Consider the following 23,988-nt stretch of genomic DNA (forward strand, 5'->3'; position numbering starts at 1 on the left):
GCTGCCTTGGTCAGGGCGGCTTTTTGTATGGGAGCGTCAGATTGGTTCGATAAAAATGTTATAATGGGATAATCAAAAATGGCGTCATTGATAAAAGAAATTTTATAACCACTGTGCGGAGGAAATTTTGCTGCATAAGGTCGATAATAAGGGTTCATAACGACCGAGCGAGGTAAATTTTGTAGCTGAAGGTCGATAATAAGGGTTTCATAACGACCGAGCGAGGTAAATTTTGTTGTTGAAGGTCGATAATAAGGGTTCATAACGACCGAGCGAGGTAAATTTTGTAGCTGAAGGTCGATAATAAGGGTTTCATAACGATGTCAAAGGTAAATTTTTGTAGCTGACGGTCGATATGAAAAGTATATAACGACTTTCTAAAGTTAAATTTGCCGCTTAAGATTAAAAAATTCCTCAGGAAGGAGTCAGCCATTGAATATTAGATTACACTCAAAAATGATTAAAGAAATGTGCGGGACTGTCTCCTTCAAAAGAGGAGAGGCTTTTTACCGTTCCAACAAAGTAACCTTTGAAAATTACGGTCCTGTCCGATGTGAAGCAATAGTATCAGGAACTGAGGATTTCCATGTTGTGATTGAAAGGGAAGACAACGGTGGTTTTCGATCAAAGTGCACCTGTCCTGTGTTGACTTCCTTTCAAAAGGATTGTCAGCATATTGCGGCGGTATTGCTAGCTATCCATGACCATCAACGTAAAGGAACCACTCCCTTTCGAGAGGTTTCTTCAAACAGTGGGGAGAATTTAGCTGAGGGCGTGCTGAACCTCTTCAATAATCAGCCGATACGCTCTAGTGGGCATCAGCTCCATTTTGAAAATAGAACCGTGCTTGAAGTCGAACTTACCTGTGAACCCATTTTGATTGATGAACAGTACCTACTCGGAATGGAGATAAAGATTGGACCAATAACAGTACCAAACATCCGGGACTTTCTTAGCGCCGTTGATCAGGGACGGCCAATTATGTTTTCTAGCCTATTCAGCTATGAACCTTACTTGCATTGCTTTCAACCTGAAATTGATTCCGTGATTAAGAAACTAATACAAGTGATTCAAGATAATAAGCACACTGGCGAGTCAAAACTTCTTCCTATTCCGCCATCTTCCTGGAAGGAGCTACAGCCATTGCTTACGAAGGCACCATTGGTGAAGCTAAAATACAATGGCAATACCTATGATAGTTTAATTGTTACGGCCGAGCTGCCTCCGTTAAAGTTTGAATTTAGCGAGGCGGAAGGCACTGGCTATTTTCTTAAGGTCAAAGGATTATCTAATATGATTATCTTAGATTCATACGGGTCTGTTTTATCTGCAGGGAAAATCGTCACGATGAAAACGGAGGACTGCCAGCGGTTGTCCGATCTTAACCATCTGCTGGCTGCATCAGGAACGAATCAAATTTCCATCCCTCAGGTACAAATCCAGCATTTTTTAGAAAAAGTAGTTCCTGGCTTAAAAAAAATAGGTTATGTCCAGCTTTCTGATGCACTGGCAAAAGAGTATAGGAAAACGCCGCTGATTGCCAAATTGTACGTGGACCGGGTGAAAAATCGCCTGTTAGCAGGGCTGGAGTTTCATTATGATCATGTTGTTATCAATCCTTTAGAGAAGCAGGATATTCATGCTGGTTCTAGAGTAATCCGAGATGAGGAAAAGGAGAGCCAGATTTTGCAGCTTATGGAGGAGAGTTCATTTTTCAAAACTGAAGGCGGTTATTACCTTCACAATGAAGAATTAGAATATGCGTTTCTTTACCATACTGTCCCGAAGCTTCAAAAGCTAGTGCAAATTTATGCCACAACAGCTGTAAGAAACAGGATTTTTAGAGAGAATCCCCGCCCGGGCTTGAGAGTAAAGGTGAAAAAAGAAAGAACAAACTGGCTCGAATTTAAATTTGAACTAGGAATTCCAGAGCAGCAAATTAAAGAAGTTTTAGCGGCCTTAGAGGAAAAGCGGAAATATTATCGGCTCCGGAATGGTGCGCTATTGTCGTTGGAGACACGGGAGTTTAAGGAAATCCAACGGTTTTTAGCGGAAATACCAGCGGAGAAGAAAAATCTTGAAGACAGCTTCGAGCTATCGATTATGCAGGGACTGCCGCTGCTTGATTCCGTTGATGACAGTCAGGTATTCGTCGCAGAAGAATCCTTTCGTCAGTTCCTCGAAAGTCTCCGCAATCCCGGCAGCTTGGAGTTTGTGGTGCCATCTAGTTTAGAGTCGATTTTACGTGACTATCAAAAACGCGGTTACAAATGGATGAAAACACTAGCCCATTACGGGTTTGGCGGAATTCTGGCTGATGATATGGGCCTTGGAAAAACGCTGCAAAGCATCTCGTTTATTTTATCAGAGCTTTCGATTATCCGTTCAAAGAAGCAGCCAGTTCTAATCGTCTGTCCTTCCTCTTTATCGTATAACTGGCTGAGTGAAATAATGAAATTCGCTTCGGAAATTCAAGCTGTTGTCGTGGATGGCAATCAAGCTGAGAGGCATCGTATCCTGAAGGAAGCTTTGCAAATGGACGTGGTTATTACTTCGTATCCTTTGCTGCGGCGGGATCTCAAATGGTACGAGAAACAAGAGTTCCACACTGTCTTTTTTGATGAAGCTCAAGCCTTTAAGAACCCGCTGACTCAAACGGCACGAGCGGTTAAAAAGCTTAAAGCGGATTATCGGTTTGCCTTGACAGGAACACCGGTGGAAAATTCTCTCGAAGAACTCTGGTCTATTTTTCATGTCGTCTTTCCTGAACTATTTCGTGGCTTAAAGGAATTCTCAAACCTATCAAGGAAAAAGATCTCCCGGAGAGTCCGTCCATTCTTATTGCGCAGGATGAAGGAAGACGTCGTTTCCGAGCTTCCGGAAAAATTAGAGTTTACGGAATCAGCAGAACTTCTTCCAGATCAAAAGAAGCTGTATGCGGCGTATTTGGCCAAGCTTCGAGAGGATACACTTAAGCATTTGGACAAGGAAACTATCCGGAAGAACCGGATAAAAATCCTCGCAGGTTTAACGCGCTTGCGGCAGATTTGCTGCCATCCGGCTTTGTTTGTGGACGGTTACAAAGGCAGCTCTGCAAAATTTGAAATGCTGATGAGACTTATTGAGGAATCCAGGCTTTCAGGAAGGCGGGTGTTGATTTTCTCCCAGTTTACAAAAATGCTCGGTCTTATAGGGAGAAATTTAGCGGTTAAGGACCTTCCATTTTTCTATCTTGATGGGGCTACTCCGTCTGAAGAACGCTTGGAAATCTGCAATCGATTTAATGAAGGGGAACGTGATTTTTTCCTTATTTCGCTTAAGGCTGGCGGTACAGGGCTCAATTTGACGGGAGCGGACACGGTCATTTTGTATGACATTTGGTGGAATCCGGCTGTCGAGGAACAGGCCGCAGACCGGGCCCATCGCATTGGCCAGAAAAATGTTGTCCAGGTCATCAAGCTTGTTTCCCGGGGCACCATCGAAGAGAAAATCAGCGAACTGCAGGACAAAAAAAGACAGCTGATTGAAGAAATCATTGACTCCGAGGAGCAGGGCAATTCCGTATTAACCGAAGAGGATATACAAGAAATATTATCTTAAACTTCCTGCTATTTTTGTCCTCATGAGCCTTCCATGAGGACAGCATTCTAGGTTTTCCTGCTATTTTTGTTCTCATGAGCCCTTCATGAGGACAGCATTCTAGGTTTTTCTCACTGTTTCTGTCCTCATGAGCCCTTCATGAGGACAACATTCTAGGTTTTCCCACTATTTTTGTTCTCATGAGCCTTTCATGAGGACAGCATTCTAGTTTTCCTGTTATTTTTGTCCTCATGAGTTCTCGTTATTGTGTTAAAAATTCATACACCATATCATTTACTACCTCATATAAATCCGCAGTCGGTTCTTCGTCTTTTGTTTGAAGAATCCGATTCACAAGTGCCTCCAAATCTTTCTCATCAACAGGCAGCGAATCCGCCTCATAATACTGTTTAAAACAATTCTTGATCATTTTAACGACTAATTTTTTCTCCATAAAAAGCACCTCATCGTTATTATACTGTTTTGTCGCTTAATCTCCATCTAAAAAAACAGTCAAAAAATTTCCATTGAACGAGAACGTATATTCGCTTATCATAATAAATATAATAATAAAGAACAAATGTTCTACTTTTTTTAAAATAAACTGTGAGGGGAAAGCCATGGTGGATTATAGCACACTGCCGCAAAATAAAATTCTATGTGTAGATATGAAGAGCTTTTATGCAAGCTGTTCAGCTGTTATGAGAGGTCTTGACCCATTGAATTGCTATTTAGCGGTGGCTGGCAACTTGGATCGGCAGGGAAGTGTCGTGCTTGCTGCTTCCCCGCGCCTCAAAAAGGAATTTGGGATTAAAACAGGTTCACGGCTATTCGAGATTCCAAAAGACCCAAGAATTCAAATTGTTGAGCCAAGGATGGCAACTTACTTACGTGTTTCAACTGAAATTTCCCGTGTCTTTAACCGCTACGTTCCAAAAGAAGCCATCCATACGTACAGCGTCGATGAAAGCTTTATTAAAGTCGATGGCGCGATTCATTTATGGGGGGATGCCCGGACGATTGCTGAAAAAATAAAGGACGATATTGAACGGGAATTTCAGCTGCCTTGCGCCGTCGGCATTGGACCGAACATGCTCATGTCAAAGCTTTGTCTGGATCTGGACGCAAAGAAAAAAGGAGTGGCCGAGTGGACGTATGAAGATGTAAAAACAAAGCTTTGGAACGTATCCCCGCTTAGGGAAATGTGGGGAATTGGCCGGCGTGTCGAAAAGACATTAAACGGAATGGGGATTTTTACGGTTGGCCAGCTGGCCCGCTATGATTTAGAAAAGCTGGAAAAGAAGTTCGGCATTATGGGGAACCAGCTTTATCACCATGCCTGGGGAGTGGATCTTTCTGAGCTGGGAGCCCCAATCATCCAAGGGCAAATCAGTTTTGGAAAAAGCCAAATTCTCTTAAGGGATTATAAAGAGGAAAAGGAAATCAAGGCCGTTATTTTAGAAATGTGCGAGGAAGTGGCCCGGAGAACAAGAACGCGCCGAAAGGCAGGGAGGACCATTAGTCTCAGCGTCGGTTACAGCCAAGATGAATTTGGCGGCGGCTTTCATCGCTCCCGTACGATCAGGCAGCCAACAAATGAAACGATGGAGCTTTACCGCGTCTGCCTTGAATTGTTTCATGAAAATTATACTGGCAAGACGGTAAGGCAAATTGCGATTGCTCTCGGAAATATAGTCGACGACAGCGAGCTTCAGCTTGATCTTTTTGACTTGGGGGCCTACAAGAGGCGGGAGCTTGGCTATGTAGTGGATTCGGTCCGCCGGCGCTTCGGTTCAGGCTCACTGCTGCGCGCTGTTTCCTATACAGCCGCTGGAACTGCAAAGCATAGGGCAACACTAGTAGGCGGACATAAAATGTAATTGGGAAAGAAGGTAGAGGCGTATGACGATTCGCGACCGCGGCAGAATCAAATGGACGTCGATGATGCTTCCTGAGCATGTGAAATTGCTCCGGGATTGGGTAAAAGAAGATGAATACGAACAGAAAAGAGAAATGGATGAGCAGCAGCTCGAACTCATGAATGAGACCTTGTCTGAAGCAATTGAATTTGATCAATACGTTACAATTACGCATTACCATAACCGGAACTATGAAATTGTGATTGGCAAAATTCATTACTGGGACGAAATGGCCCAAAGGCTTCATGTAGTAGACCGCTTTGAAGAAGTGCACCGGATTCCCATAGATGCGATTGCCGATATAAGGCTGACGGACACATAAAAAAAACGCGGCTTCTATATGAAGCCGCGTTTCTTAATCTATTCACCTTCAGGAACCCGGACTTGTGATTCGAAATTTCCTTTATGCGAGCCATCGCAAAAAGGTTTGTTTTTTGATAAGCCACATCGGCAAAGAGAAAAAGAAGGTTTAGTAGTATAAACATTGCCTTCACCATCTAGCAGCTCCACATCACCGGTGATTCTTAGAGAGCCGTTATCATTTACTTTGATTTGAACTTTGGACATAAACTGACACTCCTTTAAAAACATATGATACAATCATCATATGCCAAAAGAGAGGAGCTTTAAACGTGGAAATCACCATAACAGCGGAAGCGGCAGGAAAAATCAATGAAAGAACCGAAAACCGTGAAGGCTATTTAAAATTAAAATATGATACAGATGGCTGCGGCTGCGCCGTAAACGGCGTAATTGCCCTATGGCATGTTACTGAACTAGATGATACCGACATCGCGATTGAAACAAACGATAGAACGGTTTATGTGGAAAAATCCAAAATGGTCTTCTTTGATGAACAAATGAAAATTGATTTTTCCAAGGCAACTAATTGCTTTCAATTAAAAAGCCCAGGGCAAATTCTAAACGGACATATGAGCCTAATCCTGAAAGAAAAAACAGACTGATCCAATGGACAGTCTGTTTTAATTAGGCAAGGGATGGTGAACATATTTTTGCAGAAATTCATCAACCACCCGTGCGTAGTCGGCGGGATTTTCGTTAAAGGATTGGGCATGCCGCCCGTTTGCTGCAAGATAGAGCATTTTCGGCCCTTTCTTTTGCTCAAATAACTCTTTCGTCATGGTAGGAAGAATAAAATCATCCTTTTGGCTGTGAATGAACAAAACGGGATGTTTGATGTTCTCAATGACCGAAATCGGAGAAACATTTCGAATGGAATATTTATCACGTAACCTTAAAAGAGTGTCACCAATCGGCAGCAAGAGTCCAGGGATGAGTTTAAAATCCTTTTTAATCAGATAGGCAAGCTGTTCTTTAAAATCAGAAAATGGACAGTCGGCAATATAGAAATCAGCGCCATCCTCTAAAAGACCTGCATATAACAGCATCGTTGCTGCCCCCATCGATTCACCGTGAATTCCAAGTTCAAGATTAGGACCTTTTTCTTTTTTTAGCCAGTCAACAATTGTTTTTAAATCAAATTTTTCATAGTGGCCAAAGCTGGTGGTTTTCCCTCCGGATTCTCCGTGGCGGCGGTGGTCATAAATCAAGGCATTGAACCCGCGCTCAAGGAAAAGGTTTGCATATTTAATCGAATTAATTTTCGTTTCGGTTACACCATGGGTAATTACGATATAGCGGTTGGTCTCGTGCGGTTCAACCAAAACGGCTTTAATGGTGTAGCCGAAAGGAGAAGGTATATCCACTTCTCGTTGTGGAAGGGAATCAAATTCATCAGGATTATACCTGCCAGCATCCTTTTCCCGCTTTAAGATAAAATCCTCGTCCTTTTTTTTCATATACATAATCCGGTTTGTAAAATATAAAGCGAGAGATAACCAGAAAAACAATAAAATGAACAAAGCTCGAAATGCCTTTTTCAAAAGCGGCACCTCCCGAAATGTTTAATATAACATATGAAAAATAAACTTCATGCGCCCATAAATTTTAACATGAAAAAAGCCGCTGATTCCAATTTAGCGGCTTAAGCTCATAATACAAATTACATAACATCGCACTTTGAGAACTGTCCAGCTCCAGCGCCTAGGAAAAAATGAACTGCTTTTTTCCCTGGGCAAGGCGCTTCCGCTTTTTTATTATGACTCTGCATTTTGTCGCTTCGTCGGATGAATCGCTTTGTTCATCTCTTCAGCGGCCATCGTCCGTGTGCCGCCACCGCCTGTTTCTGCATAGTCTTTGCCCTTTTGGCTGTTTCCTTTGTCACGTTTTTGGCTCATAAAATCAATCTCCCTTCAAGGTAGCTTCATCTAATAAGATGCATAGATAGAAGGGTGATTATTCAAAAATCTAAATGGTTTGAGCATGTAAACGATAATATCCGCTATCGATGGACCTTGAAAGATGAGGCCGGACGATTTCAATCGCATCCACGAGCTTTTCGAGATTAACTCCTGTTTCAATTCCCATCCGCTCAAGCATGTAAACTACGTCCTCTGTTGCCGCATTTCCGCTGGCTCCAGGTGCGAAAGGGCAGCCGCCAAGCCCGCCGGCAGAAGAATCAAATCGGTCAATTCCTGCTTGAAGGGAAGCTAAAATATTGGCTAAGGCAAGCTTCCGGGTGTCATGAAAATGGGCTGTTAAAAGAACCCCAGGGAATTCTGCTTTTAGTTGAGAAAACAAAGAGTAGGCTTCATCAGGTGCAGCCATCCCAATCGTATCGGCCACGCTTAATTCATCGGCACCAGCCTCTACAAAATCACGGCAAAGCGCCAATGTGTCAATCTCATTGATTTTCCCTTCATAAGGACAATAAAAAGAGGTAGAAATGCAGGCGCGAACAAAATAATTCTTTTCTTTTAATTCTTGGATGATGGGTTTTAATTCTTCCATACTACCCTTCGTTGATTTATTTATATTTTTTAGATTAAAAGTGTTGCTCACCCCAACAAACACGGCAACCGCTTTGCAATCGGTGGAATAAACACGGTCAATCCCTTTTCGATTCGGCGCAAGGACAATATTTCTTGTCCTATCATCGAGGCAATCAGTGACAATTTCAGCCGCATCGCCCATTTGCGGCACCCATTTTGGCGAAACAAACGAAGTCAGCTCCATTTCCTGAAGCCCGGCATCTCTTAAAGCGGCAATAAATTGTTTTTTTATATCAGTCGGTACGAATAACTTCTCATTTTGCAGACCATCGCGCGGACCAACCTCAATAATGGTCACCTTTTTTGGTAAATTAAGCATCATTTTTCCCCTCCCATTTTCATACTTTCATTGTAGTGCCGTTATTTTTAAAAAATCAAGAAAAAATGAAATTTTGACAAAATTAGAGGAATTTCCGTGTTAAACTAGAAGTAGTAAAGGTAAAAAAGGTTGAAGGGGAGAGAAAGATAATGAGTCAAATAGAAGTAGTCATTGTCAGTGCGGTCCGAACTGCACTTGGAAACTTTAACGGAAGTTTAAAAAATATATCCGCACCGGAGCTGGGAGCGACTGTTATCAAAGGGGCACTTGAGCAGGCAGGAGTAAAGCCAGATCAAGTGGATGAGGTAATTATGGGAAATGTTCTCCAGGCAGGCCTCGGGCAAAACCCGGCAAGGCAGGCGGCTATTCAAGCGGGCATTCCTGAAAGCGTTTCCTCAATGACGATTAATAAAGTTTGCGGTTCCGGACTTAAGGCTGTTCACCTTGCGACGCAAGCCATTTTGGCGGGTGATGCTGAAATCGTAGTGGCTGGCGGAATGGAAAATATGAGCCAGGCGCCATACCTATTAAAAAATGCCCGGGACGGCTTTAAAATGGGCGACCAAAAATTAGTGGATACATTAACTTCTGATGGTCTTACATGTGTATTTAACGACTATCATATGGGGATTACCGCAGAAAACCTTGCTAGCAAATATTCGATCACAAGAGAAGAGCAGGACGAATTTTCGGCATGGAGTCAGGACAAAGCTGTGAAGGCGATTGAAGCAGGGAAGTTTAATGATGAAATCGTTCCTGTTGTTATCCCGCAGCGTAAAGGGGAGCCAATTGTTTTTGCTGTGGATGAATATCCGAAAAAAGGAACAACTGCAGAAAAATTGGCCGGGTTGAGAACAGCGTTTAAAAAGGATGGCACGGTAACGGCAGGAAATGCTTCAGGAATTAATGATGGCGCGGCTGCTGTAGTGGTCATGAGTAAGAAAAAGGCCGAAGAACTAGGTCTTGAACCATTAGTAACTATTAAAGCAAATGCCAGTGCCGGTGTAGACCCAAGCATCATGGGAATTGGTCCGGTACCTGCCGTAAGAAAAGCATTGGAAAAGGCAGCTGTTTCGATGGAGGAGATTGAATTAATCGAAGCAAATGAAGCCTTTGCGGCACAATCACTGGCTGTAGACCGTGAGCTTCAGTTTAATAAAGAAATTCTCAATGTAAATGGCGGCGCCATTGCTCTCGGCCACCCTATCGGAGCAAGCGGGGCGAGAATTTTGGTTACCTTAATCCACGAAATGAAAAAGAGACAGGCGCGCGTAGGATTGGCTACTCTTTGTATTGGCGGCGGGCAAGGTGTCGCAACGATTGTTGAGCTTGCATAAAACGTTCATGATAAGGGGGAGAGAACGAAAATGAAGAAAATTTGTACATCCTTCCAGGAAGCAGTTGCCGATATTCATGATGGAGCGACGCTGATGGTAGGTGGATTTGGTTTGTGCGGGATACCTGAAAACCTGATTTTAGCGTTAGCAGAGAAAGGCGTAAAGGATTTAACCGTTATTTCTAATAACTGTGGAATTGATGAGTGGGGGCTCGGTCTCCTATTAAATAATAAGCAAATTAAAAAAATGATCGGCTCCTATGTCGGGGAAAATAAAGAGTTTGAGAGACAGGTTTTGACAGGAGAGCTGGAAGTGGAATTGACACCTCAAGGCACATTAGCGGAAAAAATTCGAGCAGGCGGCGCCGGCATTCCAGCGTTTTATACTCCTGCCGGGGTAGGGACGCCGATTGCTGAAGGCAAAGAAACAAAAGTTTTTAAAGGTCGGGAATACCTTTTAGAAGAAGCGCTGACAGCTGATTTTAGCTTGGTGCGGGCATGGAAGGGCGACAAAATGGGCAATCTCGTTTACCACAAAACAGCCCGAAACTTTAATCCTATGATTGCGGCTGCTGGCAGAGTAACGATTGCTGAAGTAGAAACACTCTATGAAATCGGAGAATTGGATCCGAATTTTATTCATACCCCAAGCATCTATGTGCAAGCCATGATCGAAGGAACCCAGGAGAAACGAATCGAGCGATTAACTATAAGTAAATAAAGTTGGTAGAAGGGAGTAGTGTAAATGGCGAATGAGAAAGTCTCTGTCAGAGAGAGAATTGCGATTAGGGCAGAGAAGGAAATTGAAAACGGCTTTTATGTAAACCTAGGAATCGGTATGCCAACCCTCGTTGCCAATTATATAACGGATAACAAACAGGTTGTTTTGCAATCAGAAAATGGCCTTTTAGGAATTGGTCCATATCCACATGAAGATGAAGTGGACCCGGATTTAATAAATGCAGGGAAAGAAACGGTTACAGCGGTCAGCGGTGCAGCCTATTTTGACAGTGCTGAATCGTTTGCGATGATTCGCGGCGGACATGTGAACCTGGCAATCCTCGGTGGAATGGAAGTCTCCGAAACTGGCGATCTTGCAAACTGGATGATTCCAGGAAAAATGATTAAAGGAATGGGCGGGGCGATGGACCTTGTTCACGGCGCTCAGAAAATCATAGTTATCATGGAGCACGTCAATAAAAAAGGCGAGTCAAAAATTCTAAAACAATGCACTCTTCCATTAACAGGGAAAGGGGTCGTCAACCGGATTATCACGGAACGCGCCGTTATGGATGTCACAGCTTCCGGTTTGCGGCTTGTGGAAGTAGCAAAAGGTTTTACCGTAGAGGAAGTCGTAAATTCGACGGAAGCAGCACTAAATGTCGATGAAAGTGTTAAACTAGAAGCATATTAAAGAAAAGTTTAAGCAGGCTGTGTAAACAAACAGCCTGCTTTTTTCATGATATAATAAAAGGAATAATTGAATTCTGGAGGATTTTAGAATGAAAAAGAAAGCGAAACAAAAAAATCAATCTAAACCAAAAACAGATGACAAACCCGTAACACTTAAAGATATGATTAATCCAGACTTAATTAAGCAGTTAAAAGATCAGCAGAATCAATTAAAGGCGGAAGAAGAAAGAAAAAAACAAGAGGAAGAAGCAAAAAAACGGGAAGAACGCAGATTAAAAGAAAAGAATAAATCATTTGAAGAGTTATTGAACGAAAGCGGGATGAACTGGAAGGAGTTTAAATAATAAAAAAAGGAGGGCAGCTGCTCTCCTTTACCGATGTTCTGGATAAATATTATTCTTTGTTAAGTCTTTGATTAGCGCAACCTCTTGATCCGTCAATGGCTGGCTTCTTACCGCCTTGGCATTGCCTCTAATCTGTTCTGCACTGCTCGCACCGGCAACAACAGATGCGACAGCAGGGTTTGCTAGATTGTATTGCAGCGCCACTTCTGTAAACGAGCGGCCAGCCCCCACTTTTTCTTTTAATAAGCCAAGCGTCTCTCTTAACTCTTCGTAGGAATAATCCAAATACCCCTTTTCAGATGCTTTTTCAAGCAGCTTATCGCTAAGCAGCCCTTTTGCAAGCGGTCCCCGGGTAACAGCACTGATGCCTTTTTCATGAAGCAGGGGTAATGCCTCTTCTTCAGGCCTTCGGTCTAACATGCTGTACTGCATCATAACAGAAACCATCCCAGATTTCCTCACATATTCGCGAATCACATTCGGCCGAATCGATGAGATGCCATAATAGCGAATCAAGCCTTCTTCCTTTAATTCCTCAAATGCTTCGATCGTTTCGTCAATCGGGTCCTCAATCGTGCCGCCATGCAATTGATAAAGATCAATATAGTCTGTTCCCAGCCGTTTCAGACTGTTTTTCACTGCTTCTTTTATATAGGCTTTAGAAGGGTCCCACGACCAGCCGCTTCGATCCTCCTTCCAGCGATTCCCGACTTTAGTCGCAATAATCACCTGTTCACGGACATCCTTTAACGCACTTCCGACGATTTTCTCATTTTCACCGAAATCATATAAATCAGCTGTATCGAAATAGTTGATTCCTTCCTCAAGTGCTGCTTCGATGATTTTTCTCGAAGAAAGCTCATCTGTTCCGATGGACATACAGCCGAGCCCTAACTCGGTAACATACAAATCGGAGGCTCCTAATCTTCTTTTTTTCAAAAAAAACACCCCGTTCTTTTTTCTATCATTTTACAAAAAGAACAGGGCAGACTACAAACAGCAGAACTCATTTTTGCGCAATATTTTGAACCCATTCCGAAACGAAAGTATAATCCTTGTTATATTCCTTAAGCTTTTGAAGAATCTCCCAGCCCTTTCCGACAAGGATAATTCCTTTTTCGTGCACGACGACCTTCATCCATACCCCTCCAGTTTAAGTATGGTAAAATGTATGAGCAGATTATCGGAATAGAACAGGAGTGACCTTAATGAGCAAACTTGAAGAAAAAACGCTTCATAGTGAAGAAATTTTTTCAGGAAAGGTAATCAGTCTTCATTTACAGGATGTTGAACTGCCAAATGGAAAGCAGTCCAAACGGGAAATCGTCAAACATCCCGGGGCAGTTGCTATTTTAGCTGTCACCAATGATGAAAAGATCATCATGGTCGAACAATACCGAAAAGCGTTGGAAAGAACGATTGTGGAAATACCTGCAGGAAAGCTGGAAAAAGGGGAAGAACCAGCTGTCTGTGCCCGCCGCGAGCTCGAGGAAGAGACCGGCTATGGATGTGAAAGTCTTGAATTACTCACTTCCTTTTATACTTCACCAGGTTTTGCTGATGAAATCGTCCATGTATATTTGGCAAAGGGCTTATCAAAAATAGAAAATTCCGCCGCACTTGATGAAGACGAATTTGTGAATCTCGAGGAATTAACTCTTGAAGAAGCTTTACAATATGTCAAGGAACAAAAAATTTATGATGCGAAAACGATCTATGCTGTCCAATATTTACAATTGCAAAGGGCATTAGGAAAAAAATGAATCGTTATTATGTAGATTTACATATTCATATTGGCAGAACTTGGACAGGCAAACCGGTCAAAATTACCGGGGCCAAATCGTTAACTTTTACAAATATTATCGAACATGCCAGGCACGAAAAAGGGCTCAATATGGTCGGAATAATCGACAGCCATTCACCAGAGGTCATTCTCGAGATGGAAAGTCTGATTGACAGTGGTGAAATTTATGAGCATCCGGATGGTGGCTTAGTATTTGGAGACTTAACGGTTATCCCGGGGTCGGAGTTGGAGATCTATGATGAGCAATGCAATGGTCCAATTCATTTGCTATGCTATTTTCCAAACCTAACGATTATGAGAGAATTCTCAGCATGGTTGTCGAACCACTTGAAAAATATTCAATTAAGTTCACAAAGAATCTATGTATCAGGTCGGGTATTGCAAACAAAAGTAAAAGAGCTTGGAGGCATTTTCATTCCCGCCCATGTTTTCACGCCCTTTAAAAGTTTATATGGAAAAGGGGTCAATCATTCACTAACAGAGGTACTGGATCCCGATTTAATAGACGGGATAGAGCTTGGACTAAGCTCAGATACAAGCATGGCTGATCAATTAGGAGAATTGCACCGCTATACGTTTGTAACGAATTCAGACGCGCATTCCCTTGCAAAGATTGCCCGTGAATATCAAGTGGCTGCGATGAAAGAACCAACCTTCCTTGAACTGCAAAAAGCATTAAAAGGAGAAGACGGCCGGCAAATTATTGCAAACTATGGGCTTGATCCACTGCTGGGGAAATATCATAAAACTGTCTGCGCAGAATGTTTAAATCATGTTAGTGAGGAAGATCAGCTTTGTGATTTATGTGGAAATAAGAAAATCGTAAAAGGAGTGGCTGACCGAATTCTGGAATTGAAAACGGCAGATGAAAGTCCTCCTGGCCGCCCTCCCTATGTTCATCAAGTACCACTGGAATTTATCCCTGGCCTAGGGCCGAAGTTACTTGAAAAACTGGTGAATCATTTCGGCAGTGAAATGGCTATATTACATGAAGTACCACATGAAGCATTAAAAGAGGTAGTTCCGGCCAAAATAGCCGACCTTATCATGAAAGCAAGGGAAGGAAAAATAAATCTAGCAGCTGGCGGCGGCGGAAAATATGGTAAAATTGCGGATTAAAATCCCGGCAGTATGTGCTGCCGGGATTTTTCCTATACTCTATTAAATTGTATTAAATTATGGTAATAGAAATACTAGATTAGGCATAGATTGTAATAACCGATTGACAAAAGTAGGAGGAACCGCAAATGAAAAAACGATTGAACCAGTCCAATGCCGCTAGTTATTTCCGTGAGCATTCCTCGATTTTCTTATTTATTGTAATTTTATTTTTAATGGGGGTCATATTTGGAGCGGTTGTAGTAAACAGCATGAGTTTTACCCAAAAGGAAGATCTCTACTATTACTTATCACAATTTTTTGGCCAAGTTTCCGGTGATAAGGTAGCGGAAGATAATGACCTATTTTTCCAAAGCTTTTCCCACAATAGTAAGTTTATTGGACTAATGTGGATCCTTGGGATATCAATCATCGGACTGCCTGTTATTCTGATTCTCTTATTTGTTAAAGGAATGGTTGTCGGGTTTACAGTTGGCTTTTTAGTAAGTCAAATGGGCTGGAAAGGATTTCTGCTCGCGTTTGCTTCGATCCTCCCGCAAAACTTGATTATCATTCCAGTGTTTATCATGATGGCAGCCTTATCAGTGATATTTTCAATGAGAATGATCAAAAAACAGTTTATGAAAAAATATGCCCAGCCAATCATGCCATTTTTTAAAGGATATATTTTTGCCCTGATTGCTGCAGTGATTTTTATCTCGGCAGCATCTGGAATAGAGGCTTATTTATCGCCATGGTTAATGAAAACGATTATTACCTCAACATCTTTATAGTAATTATTACTTAATATTAATTATAAGTTCTTGTTTATAATAATTTTATTTTGAATCTCATTTCTCATCTGTTATAATGAGAACTAACAGTGGCGAGGGAGGGACTTCAGAATGGAAACTAGAATTGAACGTATAAAAAAACAGTTGCATTCAGCAAGTTATAAGCTAACACCTCAGCGTGAAGCAACCGTCAGAGTTTTACTAGAAAATGAAGAGGATCATTTAAGTGCGGAAGATGTGTACCTCCTCGTTAAAGAAAAATCGCCTGAAATTGGATTAGCAACTGTTTATCGAACATTAGAGTTATTAACGGAATTAAAAATTGTCGATAAAATAAATTTTGGCGACGGCGTATCGAGATACGATTTAAGACAGGAGGGTGCAGCACATTTTCACCATCATCTTGTTTGTATTGAATGTGGCGCCGTTGATGAAATTCAGGAAGATTTGCTTGAGGATGTAGAAGCTGTCGTCGAACGACGATGGAATTTTAAAATTAAAGATCATCGCCTTACTTTTCATGGGATTTGCTATCGCTGCCAGGCGAAAGTAGAAGAAAAAACTGTATAGCTTATAAATGGTCCTTTTGTGCAAAGGGCTTTTTCTTTTGTTTCCCCCATATTTCGAGATATAAAGGTATAAAACTTGTACATTTTGGCATACCTTTTACTAGAGTACCTGAAAATTAGGGGGAAGCAAGATGATCTCTTTTATAAAAATTACACTGCAAACCTTAAAGGTTTTTATCATTTTCACCGGATGCACAATCCTCTTCTATTATGGTATCATGTGGGTATCAGAAGAATACCAAAGCTATCATCGCTATGAAGAACCGGAAGGAGCAGCATTAAAGGTTTCAAATGCAGTAGATGAAGAAAATCCTTCCTTGTTAGATCGGCTGATGTTGTTTTATTTAAATGGGGAGTAAGGGCGATGGAAGAGCGAATAAAAGAATTTATGCATTATTTGATAGTTGAAAAAGGGCTGGCCCAAAATACGATTCTATCCTATGAACGCGATTTGAAAAGCTATCTTCATTATTTAGTAAAGGTTGAGGCAATCCGCTCCTTTAATGATGTACAGCGCGTCCATATTGTACAATTTCTGGGATTTTTAAAGGAGCAAGGAAAATCAGCGAAAACAATTGCACGGCACATTGCTTCCATTCGTGCCTTTCATCAATTTTTATTAAGGGAAAAAGCAGCTGATCAGGATCCTTCGAATTTGATTGAACCGCCGAAACTTGAAAGGGCTATTCCTAAAGTTTTGAGCATGAAAGAGGTTGAATTCCTTTTAGAAGCGCCTAAATTGGATGATCATTTTGGAAAACGGGACAAAGCGATGCTTGAACTTCTCTATGCAACAGGAATTCGTGTTAGTGAACTGATTGGTCTGGATGTTGATCATGTTCATTTAACGATGGGGTTTATTCGTTGTCATGGAACAAGCAATAATGAACGGATTATTCCGATTGGGCGAACTGCCTCAAATGCGATATTGCAATATTTAGAACAAGGCAGACCTTTGTTTGCGGCGAAAAAGAACCCTGATAATGCCTTGTTTTTAAATCACCAGGGTAAAAGGTTGACCAGACAGGGTTTTTGGAAAATTCTAAAAAAACTTTCCAAAGAGGCTGGAATAGTAAAAGAGCTGACTCCACATACACTCCGTCATTCCTTTGCTGCTCATTTATTGGAAAATGGGGCTGATTTAAAGGCTGTTCAAGAAATGTTAGGACATGCAAATATAGCTACCACACAAATATATACAAACGTTTCTAAAACAAGGTTGAAGGACGTTTATAGTAAATTCCACCCAAGAGCTTGATAGAATCATAGTTGCTACTCAATTTCATAAAAACGTCAAAAAGCTGCCAAAAATTCAGGCAGCTTTTTCTTGTATTTTCGAAAACATTTAGTAAAATAGAGATGTCAGACTTCTGACGATTGTAATTATGTGACCCCTTCATAGTTCCAATATAAACAGGGTAATCTATTTTTGTGTGTTTTTTTATTTGTAAACGTTTCCTATTGATAAAGGAGGAAGATTCGAATGACGGCAGATACATATAAGCGTATTTTTATTATCGTCATGGACTCAGTCGGAATTGGAGAAGCACCGGATGCAGAAAAGTTTGGTGATAAAGGTGCTGATACATTTGGACATATTGCTGAAAGAATGAACGGTCTTAATATGCCCAATATGGCGAAATTGGGATTAAGTAATATTAAGGAAATAAAAGGAATTGATAAAGCAGAAAAGCCTTTAGCTTTTTATACAAAAATGATGGAAGCTTCAAACGGAAAAGATACAATGACAGGACATTGGGAAATTATGGGGCTGAATATTCAGACGCCATTCCGTGTATTCCCAGAAGGGTTTCCAGAGGAACTTGTATCTGAATTAGAAAACCGCACCGGCAGAAAAATTATTGGCAATAAACCAGCCAGCGGAACCGAAATTCTCGATGAACTTGGTGCAGAGCACATGAATTCAGGTGCATTGATTGTATATACATCGGCAGATTCTGTCCTGCAAATTGCCGCCCACGAGGAAATTATTCCGCTTGAAGAATTATATAAGATTTGTAAAATTGCACGCGAACTGACGCTTGATGAAAAGTATATGGTTGGCCGGGTAATTGCCCGTCCATTCCTAGGGGAACCAGGAAACTTTAAACGAACTTCTAACCGCCATGATTATGCCTTAAAACCATTCGATCGGACAGTAATGAGCGAATTGAAGGATGCAGGATTTGATGTAATCGCGATTGGTAAAATATCGGATATTTATGACGGCGAAGGCGTTACAAAGTCACTCCGTACCGTTTCGAATATGGACGGTATGGATAAGCTTGTTGAAACCCTTGATATGGACTTCAATGGAATAAGCTTTTTAAATCTAGTGGATTTTGATGCATTGTATGGTCACCGCCGCGACCCTGAAGGTTATGGTAAAGCACTTGAAGAATATGATGCGCGCCTTCCTGAAGTGTTTGCGAAAATGAATGAAGATGACTTATTAATGATTACAGCAGACCACGGAAACGACCCTGTCGCACCTGGCACAGACCATACTCGTGAGTATGTCCCATTATTAGTTTACTCTAAGAAAGTGACTGAGGGCAGAGAGCTGCCACTCCGAGAAACATTTGCTGACCTAGGAGCAACAGTGGCGGAAAACTTCAATGTGAAAATGCCAAATTACGGAAAGAGCTTTTTAAAAGAATTAAGTTAAAAAGGGGAATGAACATGAACGTTAAAAAAATTCAAAATGCTGCTGGATTTCTTAAAGATAAATATGCGAATACACCTAGAATTGGTCTCATTTTAGGATCTGGATTAGGTGTGTTAGCGGATGAAATTGAGAATCCTGTCAAAATTCCATACAATCAAATACCTGATTTCCCAGTCTCCACAGTAGAAGGACATGCAGGACAGCTTGTTTTTGGGGTATTTAGTGGAGTAGAGGTTGTTGCAATGCAGGGCCGCTTTCATTTCTATGAAGGATATGCAATGGATAAAGTAACCTTCCCTGTTCGCGTCATGAAAGAAATGGGAGTTGAAATGTTAATCGTTACGAATGCTGCCGGCGGTGTCAATGAAAGCTTTGAGCCGGGAGATTTGATGATTATTACCGACCATATTAATAATATGGGAACAAATCCATTAATTGGGCCAAATGATGCTAAATTAGGCGTTCGTTTTCCAGATATGTCAGAAGCCTATACGAAGGAATTACGTGCTATGGCAAAGGAAATCGCTTCTCGCTTAAATATTAAAGTTCAGGAGGGTGTTTATTTCGGAAACCCTGGCCCTGTATATGAAACACCAGCTGAAATTCGCATGGTTCGGGTGTTGGGCGGTGATGCAGTGGGAATGTCTACTGTACCAGAGGTAATCGTTGCCCGCCACAGTGGAATGAAGGTTCTTGGTATATCTTGTATTTCAAATATGGCTGCCGGTATTCTTGACCAGCCGCTGACACATGATGAAGTCATCGAAACAACTGAAAAAGTTAAAGCAAATTTCCTTCTATATATAAAAGAAATCGTTAAAAACATGGCCTAATTGAGAAGAAACCTATTTATTGTAAAGTGGTGATAATCGATGAGAATGGTTGACCTAATTGAGAAAAAAAGAGATGGACATGAATTAACAACGGAAGAAATCAAATTTATTATTAACGGCTATACAGATGGTTCCATACCGGATTATCAAATGAGTGCCTTAACCATGGCTATCGTCTTTCAAGGGATGACCGAGAAAGAAAGAGCCGATTTAACAATGGCAATGGTGGAATCCGGGGATCAAATTGATTTATCACAAATTGAAGGAATAAAAGTTGATAAACATTCAACTGGCGGAGTTGGTGATACAACCACTCTTGTTCTTGGCCCGCTTGTAGCTGCCTTGGGAGTCCCTGTTGCGAAAATGTCAGGTCGTGGATTGGGACATACCGGCGGTACCATTGATAAATTAGAAGCAGTTAATGGTTTCCATGTTGAAATTGATAATGCTGAATTCATTGATCTAGTAAATAAAAATAAAATCGCCGTTATCGGCCAAAGCGGAAATTTAACACCTGCGGATAAAAAGCTTTATGCCCTAAGAGATGTTACGGCAACTGTTGAAAGTATTCCGCTGATTGCCAGTTCCATCATGAGCAAAAAAATTGCTGCAGGAGCTGATGCCATTGTACTGGATGTAAAAACAGGCGCCGGAGCTTTCATGAAAACGCTTGATGATTCAAAAGACTTGGCAAAAGCAATGGTTCGGATTGGTAATAATGTCGGCAGACGTACAATGGCCGTCATTTCCGACATGAGCCAGCCGCTAGGATATGCTATCGGTAACGCGCTTGAAGTAAAGGAAGCTATTGACACATTAAAAGGTGAGGGGCCCGAAGATTTAACAGAGCTATGCTTAACACTCGGCAGCCATATGGTTTACCTGGCAGAAAAAGCAAGCTCATTAGCAGAGGCAAGGACACTCCTTGAAAATGTGATTAAAGATGGTTCAGCCCTTGAAAAATTAAAAGTCTTTTTAAGCTCGCAGGGCGGGGATGCCTCGATTGTAGATGATCCTGCTAAAATGCCTCAGGCTAAATTCACGTTTGAGCTTGAAGCGAAAGAAGATGGGTATGTTTCCGAAATCGTCGCTGACGAGGTTGGAACAGCAGCAATGTTACTAGGAGCAGGAAGAGCAACGAAGGAATCTATTATTGATTTGGCAGTTGGCCTTGTGTTAAGGAAGAAAATCGGCGACCAGGTCAATAAAGGTGAATCGTTAGTAACTATCTACAGCAACTTTGAGGACGTAAGTGAAGTAAAACAAAAGCTTTATGAAAATATCAAAATCTCGGCAGCCAAAGTCGACGCGCCAGTTCTCATACATGGAGAAATAACAGAATAATAAACGTGCTCTAAGGTGTCAGGCACCATGTGAAAATTTCACATGGTGCCTGACACCTTTTTATGTATAAACTTGTTTATTTTGGTAAAAATGGTGGCTATAAAGAATGGAGGGTTATGCGAATGAAACGATTGTTCTCTTTTATAGTAGCATCTTTTTTACTGACTAGCTTATGGGTACCATCTTCCTTTGCTGCAGAAGAAAAAAAGAATGCCCAAATAGAAAATAAGAGTACAGATATTGTCAGTAACGTCAGTTCTGCCATTTTAATTGAGCGGGACACAGGCAAGGTTCTTTATGAGAAAAATAGCCAAGAAAAATTGCCGCCTGCAAGTATGACCAAAATTATGACGATGTTACTCATTATGGAAGCGATTGATAAAGGAAAGCTTTCCTGGAATGAAAAAGTCCGGACGAGTGAATATGCCGCCTCTATGGGGGGATCACAAATATTCCTAGAACCAGGTGAAGAAATGACAACCAAGCAGATGCTTCAGGGCATCGCGATTGGTTCAGGAAATGACGCTTCTGTAGCGATGGCTGAGAGAATTGCCGGTTCGGAGGAAGCCTTTGTCGATATGATGAATGCAAAGGCCAAACAACTGGGATTGAAGCATACCTTTTTTAAAAATACCACCGGCTTACCTGTAAGCGGACATTACAGCTCTGCACATGATATGGCAGTAATGGCAAAAGAATTATTAAAATATGAAGACATTACAAAATTTACGGGAATGTATGAGGCATACCTTCGTGAAAATACAGACAAAAAGTTCTGGCTCGTTAATACAAACAAATTGGTTCGTTTTTACCCTGGAGTTGACGGGTTAAAAACAGGTTTTACGGCTGAAGCGAAATATTGCTTAACAGCAACAGCACAAAAGGATGGCATGCGTGTAATTGCCGTTGTCTTTGGAGCACCAACGTCGAAAGAGAGAAATGCTCAAGTGACAAAAATGCTTAATTATGCTTTTAGTCAATACCAAACACACCCGCTGTATAAACGAAATCAAACTATTGGCACAGCCAGAATCAGTAAAGGCAAGGATAAATCAGTAGCGGCAGTCACTAGTGAACCACTTTCTTTACTGACTAAAAAAGGTGAAAAAACGGAGGATGTAAAGCAAAAAGTAATTCTCCAAAAAAACCTCAACGCTCCATTAAATAAAGGTGACAAGGTTGGGACGATTAAGCTGATTAAGGATGGAAAGGTAATCCTTGAAAGTCCGCTCGTCGCAAGTAAGTCGGTAAAAGAAGCAGGCTGGTGGACCCTTTACAAGCGTTCATTCGGAATGTTTACAAAAGCAGGAAAATAATTCAAAGCGTATACGCTTATCGTTGTCGAAAGTTAAGATAATCCACTACTTTTGACGAAATAAGACTAGTTTTGTATTTATAGAAGGATATTGATAATAAAACAGCGAATTGACTCACTATACCAGATTAAGGAGGCCGGGGATAGTGAGTCTTAACATTGAATTAGTTACAAAACATGATGTTCTATGCATTCGCTTAAGCGGTGAATTAGACCACCACACTGCGGATGAACTTCGCGAGAAAGCAACAGCAGCGATCGAAAAAAATGACATTCGCCATATCGTCTTGAATCTAGAACAACTCTCTTTTATGGATAGCTCAGGTTTAGGCGTAATTTTAGGAAGATATAAACAAATTAAACAGGTGCATGGTGAAATGGTAGTTTGTGCAATTTCCCCAGCAATACAAAGATTATTCGATATGTCTGGTTTATTTAAAATCATCAAAATGGAACCGACTGAGGAATTTGCATTGCAAAGATTGGGGGTTGCCTGAATGAAAAATGAGATGAATCTTGAGTTCAGTGCTTTAAGTCAAAACGAATCCTTTGCCCGTGTGACTGTAGCTGCATTTATTGCCCAACTAGACCCAACGATGGATGAGTTAACCGAAATAAAAACAGTGGTTTCAGAAGCCGTGACGAATGCGATTATTCATGGTTATGAAAACGATCCAAATGGGATTGTTTATATCCGTGTTTCCATTGAAGATAGTTTAATTGATATGACAATTAAAGACATAGGATTAGGAATCATCGATGTGGAGGAAGCTCGTCAGCCATTATTTACAACAAAGCCGGACTTAGAACGGTCCGGTATGGGTTTTACCATCATGGAGAATTTCATGGATGAGGTAGAGATTCATTCACAGCCAGGCAGCGGAACCGAGGTTAGATTACGTAAGCATTTACAATCCCGCAAAATGCTTTGCAATTAAGGAGACTTGCCGATGGATGTGGAGGTCAAGAACGATAAAAGTCAACCGTATTTAAAGGATCATGAAGTGAAAGAGCTCATCAAAAAGAGCCAGGACGGAGACCAAGAAGCAAGGGATTTAATTGTGGAAAAGAATATGCGCCTTGTTTGGTCAGTAGTTCAAAGGTTTCTTAATAGAGGGTATGACCCTGATGATTTATTCCAAATTGGCTGTATTGGATTATTGAAGTCAGTTGATAAGTTTGACCTTTCCTACGACGTCAAGTTTTCCACCTACGCCGTACCGATGATTATCGGAGAAATTCAACGATTTATTCGTGATGATGGAACCGTAAAGGTCAGCCGTTCACTGAAAGAAATGGGAAACAAAATCCGCAAGGCCAAGGATGAGTTATCAAAAACATTAGGAAGAATACCTACTGTTAATGAGATTTCTGAGTATCTTGAGCTGACGCCGGAGGATGTCATTCTTGCACAAGAGGCAAGCAGAACACCTTCCTCCATTCATGAAACAGTTTATGAAAATGATGGAGATCCAATTACATTATTAGATCAAATTGATGATGGCAACGAAGGAAAGTGGTTTGATAAAATTGCCTTAAAAGAAGCAATCCGCGAATTAGATGAACGGGAAAGGCTGATTGTCTATTTGCGCTATTATAAGGACCAAACTCAATCCGAAGTTGCCGGGCGCCTTGGGATTTCTCAGGTACAAGTTTCAAGACTCGAAAAAAAGATATTGCAACAAATGAAAGACCGTATGGATCTCTGATTCATGCGGTTTTTTCATTTTCATACATGAAA

The 23,988-nt window shown here is 41.3% G+C and carries 28 protein-coding genes; 21 read left to right on the forward strand and 7 right to left on the reverse strand.

Annotated features, from left to right (window positions below):
* Positions 1-432: 432 nt before the first annotated feature.
* Positions 433-3,600, forward strand: a complete 3,168-nt coding sequence (locus LC455_RS13495) for a DEAD/DEAH box helicase (RefSeq protein ID WP_223591527.1) — start codon at positions 433-435, stop codon at positions 3,598-3,600.
* 241 nt (positions 3,601-3,841) lie between these two features.
* Here the strand turns inward: LC455_RS13495 and LC455_RS13500 are convergent, their stop codons facing one another.
* Positions 3,842-4,033: a YqzH family protein gene (locus LC455_RS13500; protein ID WP_223591528.1), complete on the reverse strand. Its 192-nt coding sequence runs from the start codon at positions 4,031-4,033 to the stop codon at positions 3,842-3,844.
* A 166-nt stretch (positions 4,034-4,199) separates the two neighbouring features.
* Here LC455_RS13500 and LC455_RS13505 point away from each other — a divergent pair, with 166 nt between their 5' ends.
* Both LC455_RS13505 and LC455_RS13510 read left to right on the forward strand, forming a co-directional pair.
* Positions 4,200-5,459: a Y-family DNA polymerase gene (locus LC455_RS13505; RefSeq protein WP_223591529.1), complete on the forward strand. Its 1,260-nt coding sequence runs from the start codon at positions 4,200-4,202 to the stop codon at positions 5,457-5,459.
* 22 nt (positions 5,460-5,481) lie between these two features.
* Positions 5,482-5,820, forward strand: coding sequence for a YolD-like family protein (locus LC455_RS13510; RefSeq protein ID WP_223591530.1), 339 nt, complete (start codon positions 5,482-5,484; stop codon positions 5,818-5,820).
* 38 nt (positions 5,821-5,858) lie between these two features.
* Here LC455_RS13510 and LC455_RS13515 read toward each other — a convergent pair whose 3' ends face one another.
* Positions 5,859-6,065 (reverse strand): CDGSH iron-sulfur domain-containing protein, encoded by a 207-nt coding sequence (locus LC455_RS13515; protein ID WP_223591532.1) that lies wholly within the window; start codon positions 6,063-6,065, stop codon positions 5,859-5,861.
* A gap of 65 nt (positions 6,066-6,130) precedes the next feature.
* Here LC455_RS13515 and LC455_RS13520 point away from each other — a divergent pair, with 65 nt between their 5' ends.
* Positions 6,131-6,463 (forward strand): iron-sulfur cluster biosynthesis family protein, encoded by a 333-nt coding sequence (locus LC455_RS13520; RefSeq protein ID WP_223591534.1) that lies wholly within the window; start codon positions 6,131-6,133, stop codon positions 6,461-6,463.
* Between the two features lie 18 nt (positions 6,464-6,481).
* Here LC455_RS13520 and LC455_RS13525 read toward each other — a convergent pair whose 3' ends face one another.
* The 3 genes from LC455_RS13525 to LC455_RS13535 form a co-directional block, all read right to left on the reverse strand.
* Positions 6,482-7,402 carry an alpha/beta hydrolase gene (locus LC455_RS13525; RefSeq protein ID WP_223591536.1) on the reverse strand — a complete coding sequence of 307 codons (921 nt, stop codon included), beginning with the start codon at positions 7,400-7,402 and terminating at the stop codon, positions 6,482-6,484.
* A 213-nt stretch (positions 7,403-7,615) separates the two neighbouring features.
* Complete coding sequence (locus tag LC455_RS13530; RefSeq protein ID WP_223591538.1) at positions 7,616-7,756, reverse strand: hypothetical protein; 141 nt, start codon at positions 7,754-7,756, stop codon at positions 7,616-7,618.
* A gap of 70 nt (positions 7,757-7,826) precedes the next feature.
* The gene (locus tag LC455_RS13535; RefSeq protein WP_223591541.1) at positions 7,827-8,732 is read right to left on the reverse strand and encodes a hydroxymethylglutaryl-CoA lyase; all 906 of its coding nucleotides are present in this window, start codon (positions 8,730-8,732) and stop codon (positions 7,827-7,829) included.
* A gap of 146 nt (positions 8,733-8,878) precedes the next feature.
* Between LC455_RS13535 and LC455_RS13540 the strand changes: the two genes are divergently transcribed.
* From LC455_RS13540 to LC455_RS13555, 4 genes are all read left to right on the forward strand, one after another.
* On the forward strand, positions 8,879-10,066 hold the full coding sequence (locus tag LC455_RS13540) for an acetyl-CoA C-acetyltransferase (protein ID WP_223591543.1): 1,188 nt from the start codon (positions 8,879-8,881) through the stop codon (positions 10,064-10,066).
* A gap of 30 nt (positions 10,067-10,096) precedes the next feature.
* Positions 10,097-10,786, forward strand: coding sequence for a CoA transferase subunit A (locus LC455_RS13545; RefSeq protein ID WP_223591545.1), 690 nt, complete (start codon positions 10,097-10,099; stop codon positions 10,784-10,786).
* 24 nt (positions 10,787-10,810) lie between these two features.
* A complete protein-coding gene (locus LC455_RS13550) occupies positions 10,811-11,479 on the forward strand; it encodes a 3-oxoacid CoA-transferase subunit B (protein ID WP_223591547.1) in 669 nt (222 codons plus the stop codon).
* A gap of 88 nt (positions 11,480-11,567) precedes the next feature.
* On the forward strand, positions 11,568-11,822 hold the full coding sequence (locus LC455_RS13555) for a YqkE family protein (protein WP_223591548.1): 255 nt from the start codon (positions 11,568-11,570) through the stop codon (positions 11,820-11,822).
* A gap of 27 nt (positions 11,823-11,849) precedes the next feature.
* Here LC455_RS13555 and LC455_RS13560 read toward each other — a convergent pair whose 3' ends face one another.
* On the reverse strand, positions 11,850-12,761 hold the full coding sequence (locus LC455_RS13560) for an aldo/keto reductase (RefSeq protein WP_223591549.1): 912 nt from the start codon (positions 12,759-12,761) through the stop codon (positions 11,850-11,852).
* A gap of 67 nt (positions 12,762-12,828) precedes the next feature.
* The gene (gene mciZ / locus LC455_RS13565; protein ID WP_223591550.1) at positions 12,829-12,960 is read right to left on the reverse strand and encodes a Z-ring formation inhibitor MciZ; all 132 of its coding nucleotides are present in this window, start codon (positions 12,958-12,960) and stop codon (positions 12,829-12,831) included.
* Positions 12,961-13,030: 70 nt separating this feature from the next.
* On the opposite strand from mciZ, the gene LC455_RS13570 reads away from it, so the two are divergent.
* The 13 genes from LC455_RS13570 (at position 13,031) to sigF (ending at position 23,956) form a co-directional block, all read left to right on the forward strand.
* On the forward strand, positions 13,031-13,585 hold the full coding sequence (locus tag LC455_RS13570; RefSeq protein ID WP_223591551.1) for an NUDIX hydrolase: 555 nt from the start codon (positions 13,031-13,033) through the stop codon (positions 13,583-13,585).
* Positions 13,582-14,745, forward strand: a complete 1,164-nt coding sequence (locus tag LC455_RS13575; RefSeq protein ID WP_223591552.1) for an endonuclease Q family protein — start codon at positions 13,582-13,584, stop codon at positions 14,743-14,745. Before LC455_RS13570 ends, LC455_RS13575 begins: the two co-directional genes overlap by 4 nt.
* A gap of 128 nt (positions 14,746-14,873) precedes the next feature.
* Complete coding sequence (gene spoIIM / locus LC455_RS13580) at positions 14,874-15,518, forward strand: stage II sporulation protein M (RefSeq protein WP_223591553.1); 645 nt, start codon at positions 14,874-14,876, stop codon at positions 15,516-15,518.
* A 111-nt stretch (positions 15,519-15,629) separates the two neighbouring features.
* Positions 15,630-16,088 (forward strand): ferric iron uptake transcriptional regulator, encoded by a 459-nt coding sequence (fur, locus tag LC455_RS13585; protein ID WP_223591555.1) that lies wholly within the window; start codon positions 15,630-15,632, stop codon positions 16,086-16,088.
* A gap of 130 nt (positions 16,089-16,218) precedes the next feature.
* Entirely contained in the window at positions 16,219-16,446 is a 228-nt protein-coding gene (locus LC455_RS13590; protein ID WP_223591557.1) for a YqzK family protein, read from the forward strand.
* A 5-nt stretch (positions 16,447-16,451) separates the two neighbouring features.
* The gene (gene xerD, locus LC455_RS13595) at positions 16,452-17,345 is read left to right on the forward strand and encodes a site-specific tyrosine recombinase XerD (RefSeq protein ID WP_223591559.1); all 894 of its coding nucleotides are present in this window, start codon (positions 16,452-16,454) and stop codon (positions 17,343-17,345) included.
* Between the two features lie 225 nt (positions 17,346-17,570).
* Complete coding sequence (deoB, locus tag LC455_RS13600; protein WP_223591561.1) at positions 17,571-18,755, forward strand: phosphopentomutase; 1,185 nt, start codon at positions 17,571-17,573, stop codon at positions 18,753-18,755.
* 14 nt (positions 18,756-18,769) lie between these two features.
* Complete coding sequence (locus tag LC455_RS13605) at positions 18,770-19,588, forward strand: purine-nucleoside phosphorylase (protein ID WP_223591563.1); 819 nt, start codon at positions 18,770-18,772, stop codon at positions 19,586-19,588.
* Between the two features lie 39 nt (positions 19,589-19,627).
* Positions 19,628-20,932, forward strand: coding sequence for a pyrimidine-nucleoside phosphorylase (locus LC455_RS13610; protein WP_223591565.1), 1,305 nt, complete (start codon positions 19,628-19,630; stop codon positions 20,930-20,932).
* 122 nt (positions 20,933-21,054) lie between these two features.
* The gene (locus LC455_RS13615; RefSeq protein WP_223591567.1) at positions 21,055-22,248 is read left to right on the forward strand and encodes a D-alanyl-D-alanine carboxypeptidase family protein; all 1,194 of its coding nucleotides are present in this window, start codon (positions 21,055-21,057) and stop codon (positions 22,246-22,248) included.
* Positions 22,249-22,393: 145 nt separating this feature from the next.
* Positions 22,394-22,744 (forward strand): anti-sigma F factor antagonist, encoded by a 351-nt coding sequence (gene spoIIAA / locus LC455_RS13620; RefSeq protein WP_223591570.1) that lies wholly within the window; start codon positions 22,394-22,396, stop codon positions 22,742-22,744.
* Complete coding sequence (spoIIAB, locus tag LC455_RS13625; protein WP_223591572.1) at positions 22,745-23,185, forward strand: anti-sigma F factor; 441 nt, start codon at positions 22,745-22,747, stop codon at positions 23,183-23,185.
* 12 nt (positions 23,186-23,197) lie between these two features.
* Positions 23,198-23,956 (forward strand): RNA polymerase sporulation sigma factor SigF, encoded by a 759-nt coding sequence (gene sigF / locus LC455_RS13630; RefSeq protein ID WP_223591573.1) that lies wholly within the window; start codon positions 23,198-23,200, stop codon positions 23,954-23,956.
* Positions 23,957-23,988 lie beyond the last annotated feature (32 nt).

This window comes from Neobacillus bataviensis, from assembly GCF_019969725.1.